The organism is Dolichospermum sp. UHCC 0259 (assembly GCF_009711935.1).
Classification (GTDB): Bacteria; Cyanobacteriota; Cyanobacteriia; order Cyanobacteriales; family Nostocaceae; genus Dolichospermum.
Genome location: NZ_VIKX01000095.1, coordinates 1 through 18,530, shown reverse-complemented (window position 1 = coordinate 18,530; position 18,530 = coordinate 1). Strand labels below are relative to the sequence as shown.

The 18,530-nt window shown below is 38.1% G+C and carries 15 protein-coding genes; 10 read left to right on the top strand and 5 right to left on the bottom strand.

Annotated elements, in window-relative coordinates; genetic code table 11:
- The first annotated feature begins 114 nt into the window (after positions 1 to 114).
- The gene (pyrE, locus tag FJR05_RS07190; RefSeq protein ID WP_168643488.1) at positions 115 to 732 is read left to right on the top strand and encodes an orotate phosphoribosyltransferase; all 618 of its coding nucleotides are present in this window, start codon (positions 115 to 117) and stop codon (positions 730 to 732) included.
- Positions 733 to 849: 117 nt separating this feature from the next.
- On the opposite strand, the gene FJR05_RS07185 is transcribed toward pyrE, so the two are convergent.
- Both FJR05_RS07185 and FJR05_RS07180 read right to left on the bottom strand, forming a co-directional pair.
- Entirely contained in the window at positions 850 to 2,160 is a 1,311-nt protein-coding gene (locus tag FJR05_RS07185; protein WP_168643487.1) for a tetratricopeptide repeat protein, read from the bottom strand.
- A gap of 84 nt (positions 2,161 to 2,244) precedes the next feature.
- Complete coding sequence (locus FJR05_RS07180; RefSeq protein WP_168643486.1) at positions 2,245 to 5,343, bottom strand: plasmid replication protein, CyRepA1 family; 3,099 nt, start codon at positions 5,341 to 5,343, stop codon at positions 2,245 to 2,247.
- Between the two features lie 360 nt (positions 5,344 to 5,703).
- Between FJR05_RS07180 and FJR05_RS07175 the strand changes: the two genes are divergently transcribed.
- Positions 5,704 to 6,723: a DUF262 domain-containing protein gene (locus tag FJR05_RS07175; RefSeq protein WP_168643485.1), complete on the top strand. Its 1,020-nt coding sequence runs from the start codon at positions 5,704 to 5,706 to the stop codon at positions 6,721 to 6,723.
- The gene (locus FJR05_RS07170; RefSeq protein ID WP_168643484.1) at positions 6,720 to 7,175 is read left to right on the top strand and encodes a HEPN domain-containing protein; all 456 of its coding nucleotides are present in this window, start codon (positions 6,720 to 6,722) and stop codon (positions 7,173 to 7,175) included. Before FJR05_RS07175 ends, FJR05_RS07170 begins: the two co-directional genes overlap by 4 nt.
- A 119-nt stretch (positions 7,176 to 7,294) precedes the next feature.
- Here the strand turns inward: FJR05_RS07170 and FJR05_RS07165 are convergent, their stop codons facing one another.
- Entirely contained in the window at positions 7,295 to 8,941 is a 1,647-nt protein-coding gene (locus FJR05_RS07165; RefSeq protein ID WP_168643483.1) for a Ppx/GppA phosphatase family protein, read from the bottom strand.
- An 84-nt stretch (positions 8,942 to 9,025) separates the two neighbouring features.
- Here FJR05_RS07165 and FJR05_RS07160 point away from each other — a divergent pair, with 84 nt between their 5' ends.
- A complete protein-coding gene (locus FJR05_RS07160) occupies positions 9,026 to 9,907 on the top strand; it encodes a 4-hydroxybenzoate solanesyltransferase (RefSeq protein WP_168643482.1) in 882 nt (293 codons plus the stop codon).
- A gap of 126 nt (positions 9,908 to 10,033) precedes the next feature.
- Complete coding sequence (locus tag FJR05_RS07155) at positions 10,034 to 10,612, top strand: hypothetical protein (protein WP_168643481.1); 579 nt, start codon at positions 10,034 to 10,036, stop codon at positions 10,610 to 10,612.
- 362 nt (positions 10,613 to 10,974) lie between these two features.
- Here FJR05_RS07155 and FJR05_RS07150 read toward each other — a convergent pair whose 3' ends face one another.
- On the bottom strand, positions 10,975 to 11,736 hold the full coding sequence (locus tag FJR05_RS07150) for an SDR family oxidoreductase (RefSeq protein WP_168643480.1): 762 nt from the start codon (positions 11,734 to 11,736) through the stop codon (positions 10,975 to 10,977).
- A 78-nt stretch (positions 11,737 to 11,814) separates the two neighbouring features.
- Positions 11,815 to 12,627 (bottom strand): nuclear transport factor 2 family protein, encoded by an 813-nt coding sequence (locus FJR05_RS07145; RefSeq protein ID WP_168643479.1) that lies wholly within the window; start codon positions 12,625 to 12,627, stop codon positions 11,815 to 11,817.
- Positions 12,628 to 12,712: 85 nt separating this feature from the next.
- Between FJR05_RS07145 and murG the strand changes: the two genes are divergently transcribed.
- The 5 genes from murG to FJR05_RS07120 all read left to right on the top strand — a co-directional run bounded on the left by murG (position 12,713) and on the right by FJR05_RS07120 (position 18,479).
- Positions 12,713 to 13,786, top strand: a complete 1,074-nt coding sequence (murG, locus tag FJR05_RS07140; protein ID WP_168643478.1) for an undecaprenyldiphospho-muramoylpentapeptide beta-N-acetylglucosaminyltransferase — start codon at positions 12,713 to 12,715, stop codon at positions 13,784 to 13,786.
- A gap of 315 nt (positions 13,787 to 14,101) precedes the next feature.
- Positions 14,102 to 14,887, top strand: coding sequence for a DUF502 domain-containing protein (locus FJR05_RS07135; protein ID WP_168643477.1), 786 nt, complete (start codon positions 14,102 to 14,104; stop codon positions 14,885 to 14,887).
- A 67-nt stretch (positions 14,888 to 14,954) separates the two neighbouring features.
- Positions 14,955 to 15,596, top strand: a complete 642-nt coding sequence (nusB, locus tag FJR05_RS07130) for a transcription antitermination factor NusB (protein ID WP_168643476.1) — start codon at positions 14,955 to 14,957, stop codon at positions 15,594 to 15,596.
- Positions 15,597 to 15,769: 173 nt separating this feature from the next.
- Complete coding sequence (gene ftsY / locus FJR05_RS07125) at positions 15,770 to 17,239, top strand: signal recognition particle-docking protein FtsY (protein WP_168643475.1); 1,470 nt, start codon at positions 15,770 to 15,772, stop codon at positions 17,237 to 17,239.
- Between the two features lie 406 nt (positions 17,240 to 17,645).
- Positions 17,646 to 18,479 carry an iron uptake porin gene (locus tag FJR05_RS07120; RefSeq protein WP_168643474.1) on the top strand — a complete coding sequence of 278 codons (834 nt, stop codon included), beginning with the start codon at positions 17,646 to 17,648 and terminating at the stop codon, positions 18,477 to 18,479.
- Positions 18,480 to 18,530 lie beyond the last annotated feature (51 nt).

Sequence of the window (18,530 nt, the reverse complement as noted above, 5' to 3'; positions counted from 1 at the left end):
TAATTTAATTTAATTTAATTCTCGCTAGGTTTTTGGTAAATCTTAATTTATGCTTAATGAAGATAACTCTGTTGAGTTTCAATTTTGATTTAACACAACTTTTAATTGTTTGTAATGTCTTATTCCGCCGAAGTTTCTAGCAACCCAAACATTTGGGCAACTACCACTGATTTAACCACTCTCCGTCAAAAGTTACTAGATTTATTTTGCAGGCTTGCGTATCAAGAAGGTGATTTTGTTCTTTCCTCTGGACAACAGAGTTCTTACTATATTAATGGTAAACAAGTCACACTTAACCCCCAAGGTGCTTTGGCTATGGCTAGATTATTATTACCAATGTTACCTAAAGATACTCAAGCTGTGGCAGGTTTAACCTTGGGGGCTGATCCTATTGTATCCGCAGTAAGTGTAGTTTCCGTGTACGAAAATAGACCGATACCAGCTTTAATTATTCGCAAGGAAGCTAAGGGACACGGAACAATGGCTTACATTGAGGGTCCCAGTTTACCCCAGGGGGCAAAAGTCGTGGTTTTGGAAGATGTGGTAACAACTGGACAATCTGCCCTCAAGGCTGTGGAGAGGCTACAGGCGGCTGGTTATACGGTAGATAGGGTAATCTCCCTCATAGATAGATTGCAGGGCGGTGGGGAGCTATATGAGTCGGCTGGGTTGCAATTTGAGGCTTTATTCACAATTGAGGATCTTCAAAAACACTATCGAGAAATTAACTGAGGAGTCAGGAGTCAGCACTTCGACTTCGCTCAGTGACCAGTCAGGAGTTCAGGAGGAAGAGAGAAGTAAATTTTTTCCCAGTCCCCAGTCCCCAGTCCCCAGTCACCTGTTCCCTATTCAAGTCTGAGACATTTTGGTAATCAAATTGGTAATCTCTTGGTAATATCGCGTGTTTCCTGACTGAGAATAGAGATCAGCAGATTTACGAAAATCAGCGATCGCATCTAACTGATTACCCAAATGTTTATGGATATCTGCTCTGACTAAATAAGCTAAAGGATAACGGGGCTGTAATTGTATCGCTTGGTCTAAATCTGCTAATGCGCTATTTAATTCTCCGACCAGAAAGCGACTCCGACCTCGATTAAACCAATCTTCGGCTAAACTGGGGTTAATGCTGATGGCTTGAGTATAATCTGATATGGCTTTTTGATATTCTTTCAGGGCATAACGAGCATTGGCGCGATCGCTATAAAATACAGCGGACTGGGGATTCAAGCGTAAAGCCTCAGTAAAATCACTAACTGCACCAGCAAAATCTTTAACTACATAACGGCTACTTCCTCGATGATAATAAGCAGCTAAAAAATCCGTATCTATTAGCAGGGCTTGATTGTAATCTTGAATAGCCGTTTGTATATTACCTAACAACTTATGAGCATCACCTCGTTTACAATAAGCTGGGGCAAATTCTGGAGACATTTCTATAGCTTGAGTATAATCCGTAACTGCATTAACAAAGTCTTGCATAGCTTCCCGTACCATGCCCCGTCCATAATACGCTGTAGCTAAACGAGGATTGATTTGTAATGCTTGGTTATAATCTTGAATAGCGCTTTCATAATTTCCTAATTGATGATGTGCATTAGCTCGAAACCCATATAATGAAGCTAATGTGGGATTGATTTGTAATGCTTGGTTATAATCTTGAATAGCATTTTCATAATCTCCCAAGTTGCTATAGACTAAACCTCGTTCAGAGTATGCTTGAATATCATCAGGGACTATTTTTAATGCTTGATTAAAATCTTTAATTGCTTGGTGATAATCTTGAATACGAGCATAAACTAAACCGCGATTGTAGTAAGCTGCACCAAATTTAGGATTAATTTGTAGAGAAAAATTATAATTAGAAAGGGCATTTTCATATTCTTGCAAAGCATAATAACTATTGCCAAGATTATGATAAGCTTCCGCAAAATTAGGATTTATTTTTATACATTGTTTATAATCAGCGCTCGCTTTTTCATAATTCCCTAAAATATGAAAAATATTACCTCGATTAATATAAGCTATCGAGAAATCAGGGTATAATTCTAAAACTGCATCAAAATTAGCAACTGCTTTTTCATAATTACCACTATGATAATGATCTAAACCCTGTTGGTGCAAAGCATTAACAACATCAAAATTGATATTTTTATTCATTTTGTAACTTGTAAGCGCACAAACTAGATTCTACCACAGATAGATCCCCCACTTCTCAAAGAAGTCGGGGATCTGTTTTTTTGGTCAACTTATCAACACAGTTTCACACTGAGACTTCCTAGATAAATCCACCATTTCTCGTTCCATATTATGTAAAGAAGTTAACATCAAATCATCACGGTGTTGCCAAACTGCAAATATTTTATCTCTACCGTCATTGAGAGTTTCTAAATCAATTTGATAACCATCATTGACTTGTTGCAACTTCAAACCCAACAAACTTAAAAGTCTGTTTAATAGCTTAATTCCCGCAACAGATTCCTTACCTCTAACTAAATCAATTCCTAAAGCCCGTTTAATATGTCTACTACTTTGTATAGCCACATTTTTCAACCAAATCAAGTCAGCATCATTTTCAGTGAATACCCTTTCTATTTCCAAAAATTGCATTATTCCCAAAGCCCGCATAGCTTCCACTTTCAACGTATAAGTTCTTAAATCTGGCAGAAAAACTTTACCTTCACCCCACAATAGCTGCTGACTCCATTCTTGTTGATCTTTGATATGAAAATATTCACTTTCATGAGTTAGATAATAATGAATTAACAATTGTCCATAATATCCTTTTTCGTCTTGTAATTTAAGTTGAGGAGTGACGACAATTCCATACCTTTGCCTGAGAATATATTTATTAACTTGATGACGTTCGGCATTACTGAGAGAATGTTTAGTTAATAGATGCTCATATTCTAGATAGTCAATATCCTTAGCTGTAGCTACAGAATTGGCTGCTGCTAATTGATTCTGCTGCTTAATGTCTTTGATTTTGCGTTTAATTTCCTTAGCTTTTTGCCGACTTTGCGCCCAATCTTTTTGCACTTTCACAATTTCGACAATTAACCGTTTACGATTTTCTAAATCACTAGGTTCAGTGGCAAAAAAGGCTAAACGTAAATCACGGAGAATGTTGTTTTGTACTTCATTACTTCGCATTTGGATATAATGACCATCAGCTATCAATCCATCTTGCATAGATTGCCGATAAAGACGAATAGAGGCATTTACCCTGGCAGATAATTTCGCCCAAGTGCGTAAATGAATTGGATCATAAACTAAAGGTAAATCTACATCTATTTTATGTAAAGGACTTAATAAAGCCAAATTTTCTTTTTGATTTTCTTGATACCAATGAGATAGTAACCGATAATTTGTACTACCACTCCCGATTAAGCCAATACCACGTTTAGCGCACCAAATCACACGGGGAACATTATCTCTAACTCTTGCTAAAGCTTGACGGGCTTCTGAGTCAGGAATTACCCCTTGAAAAATACCATAAACTCGGTCAAAATGTTGGACATCAATACTAATTCCTGTCCCCAAACTAGGGGTAACAAAAACAGTATCATAATCAGTGATTTTTTGATTTATTGCTGCTATTAAATCAACGGCTGCATGGCCAGGTGTATTTGTAGTATGACTGCTAACTACGAGGGTTTCAGGAAATTCTCTTCTAAGTTTTTGTAACCGTTCTCTTAAATAACGTTCAATGGTTTCACAACTGTAACGCCCAGAACGACTATCGGTAGTTACATAGCATCTTCGTCCAGCAATTAGGTCTAATTCCAATTGATGAATTAGGGGTGTAGGATTGGGTGAATCATAAAAAGTTGTATCCCAACCTTTTTCCGGTTTCCATTCATTCACTACTACCCAAGGAGTTAATTTAATTCCTGATAAAGTCTGTAAATATTCTAAAGATACATCTGATAAATCGGCATCTTGGGCAATGATTAATCCTCCAGTTGTGAGAACTGTAGAAATTAGTTGTTGGAAAATGCGGAGAATTTTAACTCGTTTTTGTTTACAGGTATTGCTATTGAGTAAATGCCATAAAGATTGTTCAACTTCGTCTAAAATTAATATTGCACCGCGCCAATCTTCGGGTTTTAATTTCCAAATTGAATCTACACATAATCCTAAAGATGGGGTAATTGCTAAAGGATAAGTAACAGGTACTTCATCAGCTTCTATACTCCATTCTTGATGCTCAAAACCCCATTTAATGCCGATTTTATCGCACAAAAATCTTCCTAAGATGATTCTATGGGTAATTAATAAAACTGGTTGATTATTGTTTTTTGCTTGTTGAACAATGCTTTGTAGGGCTGTGGTTTTACCTGTACCTTTTGCTGATTTGACTCCCACTAAACCAGAGGTAGGAAAGGCAATGTTTCCCAAATAAGGACGGTTAATAGTAAGTGCTGCTGGAATTGTTAACTCTGTATGGGTTTTGGTTTGGGCAATATAAATATCTAAATCTAGACTTTGACGATAAGTTTTATCAAAGGCTGTTGCACCTTTAGCAATGATAAATTCATCAACTCCTTTTTCTTTTCCCGGAAGTTCGACAACTTTAACAGGGCAGTTTTGTTGTTGAAATAAATAACCGAGTTGGGAAATTGCATTATTGACAGCGGCAATTTTTTTGGCTTGGGTTTCAAAGTCAAAACAAATATAAAAATCGCGTTTTGTATTTGTAAATGCGGCTAAATCAGGTATTAATTGCCGCCGGGTAACTTTGCCAAATTCATCTTTAATGACTCGATAACCGCTATTAATCCCAGGAATCGCAATCGCAACATATCCTTGACTTAAAAGAGATGCGGCTTTTTTTACACCTTCACAAATAACAATAGCTATTTTATTTTTAATTACCCATTCCCAAAAACCTTCGGCTTCACCATCATGATTAATGGTGATATTTTCTGGTAAATTTAAGTTGTAACGTTGTCCAACTTGTTGCCAAATTTGTAAAGGTATGCGTAAACAAAATATGCGTGTGGGTGTGCTGGGAGGATGTTCGTATTTGATTGATTTACCTTTTTGATTTTGTCGCGGTTGGTCGGGTTTAAAACATCCCCATTCCATACCATGCCAGTTGTTGAGGGGGTCTAGTCCAGAACACCACCAACCACCCTCTATCACATGATTATAACGATGTAACCAAGCATTTCTAATCATCCCTGTATTGGTACGAGGGAGTTGGTCAGAAATCAGCAAATATTCATAAACGTTGATGCCTTGAAGCGATTTAAAGTTCAAAAGAATCAAGTCTAAGTTTATACCACTGTTCTTGACTAATTCTTCAAGGTGTTGTGGATGTAAAGAAGGCAGATACATAAGCTGAAGCAGCTAAGGAGGATAACAAGATTAAAACTTTAGCATGGCTCGGCTGATTTTTTATAAAAGAAATTTCTATTTTTAAGTGTTATTTTTTTTACTTTGTTTTGATAAATACTTCTGTGAATATATCAAGGTATGGTTAGGGCTATGAAACTGTGGAAACAATAAGTTTGTATTGTGATATTTATACATATATAATTTTTGTTTATAGGTATTAGCCGTGAGGTTAGTTCACCCAGGGAGGCGGTTTATGGCAATCTGATAGATATAATTTAAATAAACTGGCAGATGGGCTACGATCTAAGAGGATGTGCAACCATTCCACTAATATAGTAAGTATAAATGTATAACTAACCTATGAACTACGACATACAAGAAACAGAAAGTCCAAGACTAGAAGTTGAGTATTACGGTGCTGATTTTCCTGTTGATACATTAGTAAAACGAATGGAAGAACAAGAATTTATTATTCCGGGGTTTCAGAGAGACTATGTTTGGAAAGAAGAAGAAGCATCACGCTTTATTGAAACCTTGTTATTAGGTCTTCCTAGTCCTTCACTCTTTCTCGCTAAAGATAAATTTTCTAAAAAATATCTGGTTATAGATGGACAACAACGCCTGAAAACTTTACAATATTTCTTTCAAGAATCTTTTCCAAATGGGAAAGTATTTAAGCTTAAAAAGGTTGTTCAACAGCTAGAAGGCTTAACTTATTCTACATTACCTCTATCCGAGCGTCGTGAGCTTGGTAATGCAATAATCCACTGTATAATCATATCTGAAAGTTATGATCTACAGGGTATATTTTATCTATTTGAACGACTTAATACCACTGGAACTCCCTTAAATTCCCAGGAAATTCGCAATGCTATTTATCATGGTTCTTTTAGTGAGTTGCTTCAAGATTTATCAAGTAACGAAACATGGAGAGAGCTTTATGGGAAGGATGATATTAGGGCTAATGAACAAGAGCATATTTTAAGATTTTTAGCTCTTCATTTCGACTTAGAAAATTATTCGGGCAATATGAAAAATTTTCTCAATCAATTTATGTTGAAAAATAAAGATTTAGATATAATCTCCGAAAAAGAGATGAAAAATATATTTATTAAAACAATAGATTTTCTTAAAACTTGTATTGGTTCTAAGGTTTTTCATGAGAAGAAAAAATTCCAAATCCTCTTTGATAGTGTTATGCTGCTAACTGCTCAAGAGTTGGACAAAGGTTTGGAATGTTCAAAATTTAAAAAGTTTTATGAATTGCTGATTAATGACAAGCACTTTTGGTCATTTTCCCAACCTTCAACAACCAATAGAAAAAATCTGATGACGAGACTGGAGTATGTGCAAAAGCTTTATAGAAACACTCATTTATGAATCCATCTATATTAGCTCATCGTCAGAAAATAGATAATCTATTTAAAAAAGTTGCCCTTTTTGAAGAACTAGAGATTAAAAGTGAATGGTCAAAATATTTATGTATATTGGTATCAGGATTCATTGAGGAATCTTTGAGAGTTTTATTAGAAAAATATTGTGAAAATAAAGCTTCAGCCAATATTCAAAAATTTGTTGGAAAAAAGATAGATGATATAACAAACTGTAAAACAGAGAAAATTAAAAGAATATTGCTTGAATTTAGCTCAGATTGGGCAAATGAATTCACTAATAAAATAAATGATCAAATAAAAACCTCTATAGATAATGTGGTTGAAAATCGCCACAAAATAGCTCATGGTAAAAGTATAGGTATGAGCTATCACAATATATTGAGCTACCATAATAATGTCAAAAAGGCTGTAGAAATTTTGGAGGAAATAATCAAGTAACTCATATAGCGGTAATCACACTTGGTGAAATATAATTGAGGGCGCAGGCCCTGCGCCCCTACAGACTTTAGGATTTGCAGATACAGACATAAATGCTAAAAGATTTGTGCGCTACCAATTCAGATGAAATGTCCTGTATTCATTAATGTTGCTACGAATCTCAAACCAAATTCTTCTTCAAAGACTCCTTTTTTGTAATCTAAACTCCACATTTCTAAGGAACATTCATCATCAGTGGTAGATGGAAATATGGACATTTTAAATTCTTTGAAGTTGGGAATATAGTCACATTTAACATGAGAAATAGCGCCTATTTGTCTTCGGTCTAAAGCTACAGCTAATCTTAAGATGGCGCTGAGTTGATTAACCATTGTCCGATGTTCTTTGTGGAGTAGATTTCGATAGCTGTCGTGCTTTTTTTTGGGTGGAGATTTGCGGTGATAACGGGCTATATTGGCGATGATTTCAATTTCGGTTTCGTTATAACCGAGTAATTCGCCATTTCTAATTAAGTAGTATGAATGTTTGTGGTGTGCAGAATGGCTGATATAGTGACCACAATTGTGTAAAATGGCAGCAGCCCATAGTAATTGGCGTTGATCTGCATTCCAATAATGTAGTTGTCCTTTGGTTTGGTCAAATATATCTAGTGCAAAAGCGGTAACGCGATCGCTATGTTCTAAGTTAGTTTGATATTTTTTGGCAGTTTTTAATACACTGCGTTCTCGAATGGAACTTTGAAACCGTAGTCTGTTGTCAATGAAGCCATGAGTCAGCATCCAGTCTACAATTACGCCTTCTCGAAGAGAACGCTCACATACTGTTAAGGATTCGACTCCTAACAAGGTCATGGCTTCCTGTAAAATTACTGCTCCTGAAAGTATCACTTCTGACCTCTTTTCTGGCATTCCCGGAATGGTAGCCCGTTCTACATTGGTCATTTTGCGAAGGCGATTTACCCAGGTTCGCAAGTCTTGGAGACTGAATTGATAGCCGTTGAGGGTGGTGGGAATAAGACCTAATTTTTCCCGTGCATGGATGGTGGCAATGGTTTCTATTGTCCCAGATGTGCCGATTAACTGGGGAAAATCACCAATTTTGAGTTTTCTTTGGACTTCTTCTACAGAACGTTCTAACATTCCTCTAGCGTAAGCCTGGAGGTATTGAAATTCGGTTTCGCTGATGGGATCTGAGGCGATTAATTCTCCAGTTAGTCGGACTGCACCGATTTTGGTACTGGTGAGACTACGGGGTTCTTCGCTGTCTCCTAAAATCAATTCTGTTGAACCACCACCAATGTCAATGATGATGTGGGGTTTGTTGTTAAATTCCATCCCCGACAAGACACCTAAGTAGATGCGACGGGCTTCTTCTGGTCCAGAAATCAAGTCAACGATTAAGCCAACTTCGGTTTCGATTTGATGAAGAAATTCTTGTCCATTGGGAGATTCACGGACGGCACTTGTCGCTACAGCCACAATGCTATTTGTTCCTAAGCTTTCAGCAAGGGTTTTGAATCTGCCTAAACAGGCGATCGCTCTACTCATGACTTCTGGTTTTAAGTCGCCAGTAATTAAATTGCGATCGCCTAATCTCACCGTTTCCTTTTCTCTGGCAATAATGGTAAAAGATGGTAAAGTCGCGTCAATTTTTACCACCACCATGTGCAAAGAATTTGTACCAATATCAATGGCTGCAATCATCTGATTTTCTGGAACTGATTGGCTGGGTGTGTTCTCCCAATTAGCCGAGACGGAATTTACCATTTTTTGTGCTTGTGAATAGGGACTGGAGGAGAAATAGCAAATAAGGATATTCTATAAATGTAAAGATATGTTAAATGAGCAAATATGTTGGAGACAGCAAAAACCAACCCAGAACCATTATGGCTTGTAATTATCCGGCTGTTAAGGTGGAATAAACCGGAAGGTAGGTTAATTCTGATGATACCCGCATTGTGGGCTGTATTTTTAGCCGCTGCGGGTAAACCGCCTATCCCCCTGGTAGGAGTAATTATTTGCGGTAGTATCGCCACCAGTGCGGCTGGTTGTGTGGTTAATGATTTATGGGACAGAGATATTGATCCCCAAGTTGAGAGAACACGCGATCGCCCTTTGGCATCTCGCGCCCTGTCTGTTAAAATCGGGATTGTGGTGGGGATAGTCTCCCTTGTCTGTGCCGCAGTTATGGCCTTTTATCTTAACTCTTTAAGCTTCTGGTTGTCTGTAGCCGCCGTTCCGGTGATTGTCCTGTATCCTGGCGCAAAACGGGTGTTTCCTGTTCCTCAATTGGTGCTTTCCATAGCTTGGGGTTTTGCGGTTTTAATTAGTTGGAGTGCAGTTACAGCCAATATTACAGCACCGACGTGGTTACTTTGGGGGGCGACGGTACTATGGACATTAGGATTTGATACGATCTATGCAATGAGCGATCGCACAGATGATCAACGCATTGGGATTAATTCTAGCGCCTTATTCTTTGGTAAATATGCCCCAACAGCGATCGCTATTTTCTTCATAGGGACAGTTATTCTCCTCGCTGGAGTAGGTGTATTAGTTCACTTAGATATAGTATTTTGGATCAGTTTAATCCTCGCTACCATCGGCTGGATTTGGCAAATTATCCGCTTACAACAGCCCGAAATACCTCATCCTGCTTATGGGGAAATGTTTCGTCAAAACGTCTGGATTGGTTTTCTAATTTTGTCAGGAATGATCATTGGTTCTTTTTAAATTTGTCATCAATTTAACCAAATCAAAAATTTTCTGTCAATCTAACTCAGGCTAGATTCAAAACTATCAGGACTACTGTTTTAAATGTTGGGATATTAATCTACCAGCTAGATGCAACCCAACCGAATGAAGCGATCTATTTTTGTTAATCTCGCTACAATAATTTTACTGTCCCTTGGTAGTTTTGGTCTAGTTATTGGCGGTTTCCTGATTAATAAAGCTACTAGTAAAACCAAACAACTACAGCCAATTACAGATACATCAAAATATCAAGAAATTCGTAATCACAAATGGGCTGATCTTCAACAAATACAACATTTTCCCAGACAAATTCCTCCCGAATCTCAAGTTTTAGAAATGGCTTATTCTCCCGGAATAACTCCCGGCAGTAGTTCTTTACAAATTCGTCTCAAAGAACCACAAGCAAAAATTAAAAACTTGCTGAAACAATACAAAAAAATCTCTCAGCATCAATACCAGGGTGGAAACACAAATAATCATAGTAACCAACCCAACGGAGTACCCACAACCTTCTTTTATACTAGCGATTCCGAAACAGAAACCTTTCCTAACAGCTATGAAATATTGGTATTAAAAGCCGAAGATAAAAGCCAACCTGGTGCAAAATGGCATCATGGTAATAGTCATGGAGTCGCAATTGATGTTGCATCTTCAGAAATTGTTTATTGGGCTGAAAAATGGTAAAAGCACGAGGAAATTTAAGCCCTGAAGCATAGAATTTATATTTGATTTGTCAACATTGCAAAAGTCAGATTCCCGACTTCTTAAAGAAATCGGGGATCTTGTTTTACTACTATTCCGATTGAATCTATGATTCCTGCTACTATCCATAGATTGTCTACACATTATTCTTTATATGAAGTAATTAAATTTTTAAGTTTTTAAATTCGTAATTATACAAAAAATTACCATATTTCTTTTTAATTTACTTAAGTAGGTTCGCATTGAAAATTGTCGTTATGGCAAGAGGCAAAGGGCAGGAGTGAAGAATCTGTGGGATTTTGATTTTTACAGATCCAGACTCCGACTGGGAATGAGGATTGAGTTCAAAGCTGCCGATTTACTAAGGTAGCACTGGCTTGGTCAACTGGCATAAGTATGACTTCGTTAATATTAACGTGACTGGCTCTAGTGGCACAGAAAAAGATCACATCAGCTACATCATCAGGAGTTAGGGGTTTAACACCTGCATACACCTTTTTCGCCCGTTCTGTATCACCATGAAAACGGACTTGACTAAATTCTGTTTCTACCATACCAGGATCTACAGATGTCACTCGCACGGGAGTTCCTAAAAGGTCTTGTTTTAAGCCTTCAGAAATGGCTTTAACGGCGGCTTTTGTTCCACAATAGACATTACCCCCAGGATAGGTTTGATGTCCGGCAATAGAACCGATATTGATGACATGACCATGATTCCGTTCTACCATTCCGGGGACAATATAACGGGTGAGGTAAAGCAAACCTTTGATATTCGTATCAATCATTTCTTCCCAGTCTTGAAAGTCGCCTTCCTGTAATTTACTTAAACCGCGACTTAAACCGGCATTGTTAATGAGAATATCAATATTTTTCCAAGATGAGGGTAAGTTAGCAATGGCTGATTCTACCGCCAAGCGATCGCACACATCAAGTTGCAATAAATGGATTTTCTCAGATGAAATATCTAACGAATCAGCTAATTGCTGTAACCGTTCCCACCGTCGTGCAGCTAAAATTAGTTTTGCACCAGCATGAGCAAAAATCTTGGCACAAGCAGCACCAATACCACTACTTGCACCAGTAATAAAAACAATTTGGTTTTGCATGGAGTTGTCAGTTGTCAGTTGTTCGTTGTTAGTATACTCTTGACCAATGACCAATGACCAATGACTACTGACCAATAACTACTTCTTAACCACCTGCAACCGTTGAGTAATGATAGTCATATCTTCACCTCGGCGAATTACAGCGGAAACCCATTGAGGTCCGGGAGTAGAAGGTGCGCGTCCTATTTTGAAGAGTCCACCAGAATTGAGAAACTCTAAATTTGCAATTGTGGGGTTGAGAAGTTTATTTGCCTGAATGGGTTCTTCTATGGCTGTTCCCAAGAGAAAATCTTCACCTAATGGTTCTTGGACAATGGCATCAAAACTATATTTTTCCCCAACTTTTACCTGTTGTGGTAATTTAATCTCTACTTGGGGTGGTTTACTACCAGCGGTGAGTTGAGTCCGTTCTGATAAAATATCTTGATGAACGATTTTTGCACCTGTGACTTTTTGCCGCGATTTAATTGTAGATTGCAGAGTTAAATTATTATTAGCTGATGCTGGTAAACCGCTAATGGTGGTGACAGTATCCGCAATAATTGTATTGCCTTCCGATTTCCAAGATTCTAACTTGGTTGTGTAACGTAATTTGGGATATCGTTTCCAAAGTCCTGTTAAGGCTTGTTCCATTGCTTTGCGGTTTAAGCCATCACCATGAGTAAATGTAGGGCTATAAAATTCCATGACACCGTTCACATTCCCTTGATTAGCAGCATTATCAATTTGTGTTAATAGGTTAGTGAGTGTAGTGGGGGCATTTGCGGGTTGACCGGCTTGTGCCAATTGCCAAGTGCTAGATAAACCAATTGCCAGTACACTGGAAATTAGGGAAATACTCACGCTTAATGTTTTGTTACGTTTCATTAATAAGGGGATAATTTTAGTCATAAGGAAGATTTTACTGATTTGATGATACAAGATAAGGAATTTGTTTTATCTTAATGAAACTGGGAGATAAATGGTATAGTCGGGAATGGTAAATCCATCAATTAAATTACTTATAGCAGCTAGTGGGACAGGTGGACACTTGTTTCCGGCGATCGCATTGGCTGAAAAACTGCCAGAATACAATATTGAATGGCTGGGTGTGCCAAATCGGCTAGAAACTCAGTTAGTTCCCAAGATATATCCTTTAAATACGGTTGCTGTTGAAGGGTTTCAGCAAGGTTTGAGTCTTGGTTCTGTCCGCACTTTGTGGAAATTAATCAGTTCGATTCTTCAAGTTAGACGGATTTTACAACAAGGAAAGTTCCAAGGAGTTTTCACTACAGGGGGTTATATTGCCGGTCCTGCGGTGATTGCAGCGCGTTCTTTGGGTTTACCTGTGGTTTTTCATGAATCCAATGCTTTACCGGGCAAAGTTACCCGCTTTTTTGGTCCTTGGTGTAAGGCAGTGGCAATAGGATTTGACGTAACTACTCAATATTTACCTGGGACAAAAACTGTCTGTGTAGGTACTCCTGTGCGTTCTCAATTTTTAGATGATGCTGTTAATAACACTTTAGATTTACCTATTCCTGATGGTGTGCCTCTAATTGTGGTGTTTGGTGGTAGTCAGGGGGCTGTAGCTGTAAATAAATTAGTCCGACAGTCTGCGGACGCTTTGTTTCAAGCTGGTGCTTATATTGTCCATTTAACGGGGGATAATGATCCCGATATTCATAGTCTTCAACATCCTCAATATATCGCTCTGGCTTTTTATGATAATATGGCGGCTTTGTTGCGAAGAGCTAATTTAGCTATTAGTCGTTCTGGCGCGGGTAGCTTGACAGAATTGGCAGTTTGTGGTACTCCAGCAATTTTGATTCCCTATCCCTTTGCGGCGGAAGATCATCAATCTTATAATGCGGCAGTATTTACTCAGGCTGGTGCGGCTTTGTCCTTTAAACAGTCGGATTTAACTCAGGAAATATTTACAACTCAGGTATTGAATTTGTTGCAGTCTCCGACAGAATTAGGGAAAATGGGAGAGAAGGCCAAAGCGATCGCTGTTCCTGATAGTGCAGATAAATTGGCAACTTTGGTCAGAGAAGCGATCAAAAATTAATTCCCATTAACTCCAAATAGTCATACCTAAATTGTGAGCATTTGGCGATATAGCGCGGTAGGATAGATAAATATCTCTCAGACTTGCAACAATCGTTTACAAGTACGACGAAGATAATTAACACTCTAAAAGATTTACCAGCCGCCATGACGGTGGACTAAGGGCTATATTTACATTGAACTAGGAAAATTGTGAACTTTTGTAGCGATAGTTTGACTTTTATCATGAGAGAAGAAGGCAAAGGGCATTTTCTCATCATGATAAAAGCCCGTTGTCATCAGTTTTTGATATTCCCAATGTGACTAATTTGCTGAAATGGAAAATAATCACAACAGTTTGACGAAGCTAAATAAGGAGAATCGGGGTTTGGGAATAGAACGGTGGAAACAAGACTTCAAAAATGACCTGATTGCTGGTTTGCTGGTGGTAATTCCCCTAGCAACTACAATCTGGTTAACAATTACCATAGCTACCTGGGTAATTAACTTTCTCACCCAAGTTCCTAAACAACTTAATCCCTTTGATGGCTTAAATCCCATCTTGGTAAATATACTTAATTTACTAGTAGGATTAGCCGTACCATTATTAAGTATTCTGGCTATTGGTTTAATGGCTAGGAATATTGCTGGGCGGTGGTTATTGGATTTTGGTGAACGGTTATTACAAGCGATTCCTTTAGCAGGACAGGTATATAAAACTCTCAAGCAACTATTAGAAACTCTCCTAAAGGATTCTAATGGTAAATTTCGCCGAGTAGTTTTAGTAGAATACCCTCGTCCGGGCATTTGGGCGATCGCATTTGTCACCGGCGCAATTAGCAACGAAATCCAAAATCAAATACCCCGTCCTGTGCTTAGTCTATTTATTCCCACTACCCCCAATCCAACTACAGGATGGTATGCAGTAGTACCAGAAGAAGATGTAGTTAACCTTTCTATATCCGTTGAAGATGCTTTTAAGATAGTTGTGTCTGGTGGTATAGTCGCCCCTAATATTCAATCATCAGAGTTTTCCGCACTGTCACCAGGATCATCTTTAGAAATACAACAGCAGGAAATTCCCGAAATAGAAACTAAACTCGATACCAACCTAGTAAAGTGAACAAAAAATAGATAAGCTGATTATTCATCTGTGCTAGAACTCATATATTTTTCATCATCCCAACTCTATGCAACGTCGTAAACCCCAACAAATAGCCCGCGAATTGGCTCTGTTAAGCCTTAGCCAATTACCCATTAACCCCAAGAAACTGGAAACCCTATCAGACGAGCAATTAGTCTCCAAGCTAGTTTTAGGGGCAGTCCGTACCCTCACATTAGAGGTACAGGATACATTGAATAATGCCGCAGGCGAACTGCAACGGAGCAATGATCGCTTATTAACTAGCGAAACGAGAGCCGCTGACTTAAATACAGCTAGAACTATGTTGAAAGAGGCAATTTCCTATACCCAAATAGCTATAAATCAATTAGGTACATCCGTTGATTTTCCTGAATTAATTCAGTTAGCTAATCAAGATAAGGAAGTTCGTAATTACGCTAAAGCTATTATTATTAACGTTAGTGAAAATCATCAAGCTATTGAAGAATCTATTTCTAATGCTTTAGTGGATTGGCAAGTTACCCGTCTAGCCCAAATTGATAGAGATATCCTACAAATAGCCACCGCAGAAATAAAGTTTATGAAAGTCCCCGACAGCATTGCCATTAATGAAGCTGTGGAACTAGCTAAACGCTACAGTGGAGAAGACGGACACCGTTTTATTAATGGTGTTCTCCGCCGAGTTAGCGAACAAAAGCAACCTGTTTAAATTGGTTATTGGTTATTGGTCATTGGTCATTGGTCATTGATAAGACTTTTATTTCTTATTCCTTATTCTTTCTTCTTCTTCTTTCTTAACTCCTGACTCCTGACTCCTGACTCCTAACTCCTAACTCCTGACTCCTGACTCCTGACTCCTGACTCCTTTCTAATTAAACTACAATGGCTTTTAATTGGTTTCGTCGTCCGAATAATGAATCTGCTGATACTCCTGAAACTCAAAATCAGGAGGAAGCACCTGTAGTAGAAGCAACTGAAACAGACACAACCGAACCAGATACGGCGGATTTGTTGGCTTTTGCTAAAGCTGCTTATAAAAATATTCAAGAAAAACAACAAATAGAACCAGAATCACCTGTAGCTGTTGAAGAAAATCCTGTTACTGAAGAAATAGGAGAAACTGAAGTAGAAGAAGAAACCGCACCGATAGAAGTAGATGCAAATATAGCAGAAATTACTGAAGATGTTGTCAGTGAAATAGAAACAGCTAATTTATCTTTTTTAGAACGGGCTGCGGCGGAAAGAGAAGCTAAACAGGAGAAATTAATTGCTAGTGCGATAGAAACAGAGATTCCAGAAACACCGACAACCCCAACAGAAACAGAAGTTGAGATTCCAGAACTGGTGTTTGATGATGGGTTTAAGTGGTCAGCCAAGGTTTTAGCCGCCCAAGGGAGAAAAGCTGAAGATATTTCTCTAGAAGAAATTACTTGGTTGAAAAAACTCCGCCAAGGTTTAGATAAAACCCGCCGAAATATTCTCAATCAATTAAAAGCAATTGTTGGTCAAGGACCTCTGAATCAAGCGGCTGTAAATGAAATTGAATCATTACTTCTCCAGGCAGATGTGGGTGTAGAGGCAACAGATTATATTATTGCTGCGCTCCAGAAAAAAATCCTGGCGGAAGTTACTCCACCGGAACAAGCGATCGCTTATCTTAAAGAAATTCTCAGAGGTATGCTAGATGCACCCTTGCAAAACCAAGATAAACCCAGCTTTGCACCGGAAAAAGATCAACTCACAATTTGGTTAATTACCGGAGTCAATGGTGCAGGAAAAACTACCACCATTGGTAAAATTTCTCACCTAGCCCAAAAATCTGGTTATAAATGCCTGATTGGGGCAGCGGATACCTTCCGGGCGGCAGCAGTGGAACAGGTCAAAGTTTGGGGAAATAGAAGCGGTGTAGAAGTTATCGCCAATCCTGGTAAAAACACAGATCCAGCAGCAGTGGTATTTGATGCGATCGCCGCAGCCCAATCAAGAGAAACCGAACTACTATTAATAGATACCGCTGGGAGACTGCAAAATAAGAAAAACCTCATGGACGAACTCAGCAAAATTCGTAAAATCATAGATAAAAAAGCCCCTAATGCCCGCGTAGAATCCCTGTTAGTTCTCGATTCCACCTTGGGACAAAATGGACTGCGACAAGCCGAAGTATTTTCCCAAGCAGCCCAACTCAGCGGCGTTGTTTTAACCAAATTAGACGGAACAGGTAAAGGAGGAGTAGCGATCGCTGTTGTCCAGCAATTAGGCTTACCCATCCGTTTTATAGGCGCTGGTGAAGGCATCGAAGATTTACGTCCATTTTCTAGTTACGAATTTGTAGAAGCATTACTAAGCGGTTGATGCCACCGACCATAAAAGTTGGGTTTCTTGCCATTGCTTCACAACGCTAACGAGAACAACCCAACCGACTTAATTCTATTTTTGAGCTTAACCTACAGTATTGGCCAGAGGATAGGATGTGAGAATAAAACCCAATTAAAAAAAACAATCTTGTTTCAAAGTAGACGCGATTTACTTAATTAATTTTGTCGAGGTACTTAAAAATTCTTCTCAGTATATATGGTAAATAATACAAAAAGTAACAAACTTAAATTAAGTATCGGTAACTTTACTTACGTTTAATTACGAGCTTTTCCAGAGCTATAACCTGATAATTCCAGCTAATTGCCATGAATTAAGACTTTTTTCAGTTGGCGAATATATTGCTAAATATGTATAATTTATTGTGTAAAATTATTAATAATTCATGCTCAATGATATACTGAGACAAATTAAACCACTTAAAACATTCAACCTCATGAAGTTAATAGATTTACCCAAAATTAGTCTTATTGCAGTAATCGCCGCAACAATCAATCCCATTCAAGTCAATGCCGATCCTATTATAGCATCAGAAGAACAAGAAATATCTCAAAGTAACTCCGTGTCACAACTACGTGACGTAGAGCCTAAAGACTGGGCTTATGAAGCATTAAAAAGTTTAGTAGAAAAATATGAGTGTATTCAAGGTAATTCTCAAGGTTTTTATTTAGGAAATCGGTCTATCACTCGTTACGAATTTGCAGCAGGTTTAAATACTTGTTTAGAAAAAATTACCCAATTGATTGCCACTGAAGAAGCAATTCCAGAAGAAGATTTAAGCAAAATCAAACAATTGCAAACTCAATTTTCCTCAGAATTAACAGCATTAAGCACAAGATTAGATAGTATTGAAAATCGGATTCTCCCCTTAGAAGCCGAACAATTTTCCACAACTACAAAACTTAGTGGCACAACTTGGATTAACCTAACTGGAGTATCTACAGGGGATAATATTAAATTTGAAGCCTTACCCAATACCCCATTTGATAATCGGTTTATAGGGGGAAGAGATGGAACAGGAAAGCCATTAGTTGACACCATTAGTGATAGTAAAACCACCTTAAGTAGTTTAACATGGCTAACATTAAATACCTCTTTTACTGGCAAAGATATCCTCAAAGTACAATTAGCAGCCGGCAATGGAGCTTCCCCTATTAATCAATTCGCTTCTGCTGGTTTTTTTAATACCTATGGTAGTCCTTTTACAGATCAAACGTAACTGTTCACACTCCCCCACTAAAAAGGAATTAGGAAGTAACAGGGATAGGAG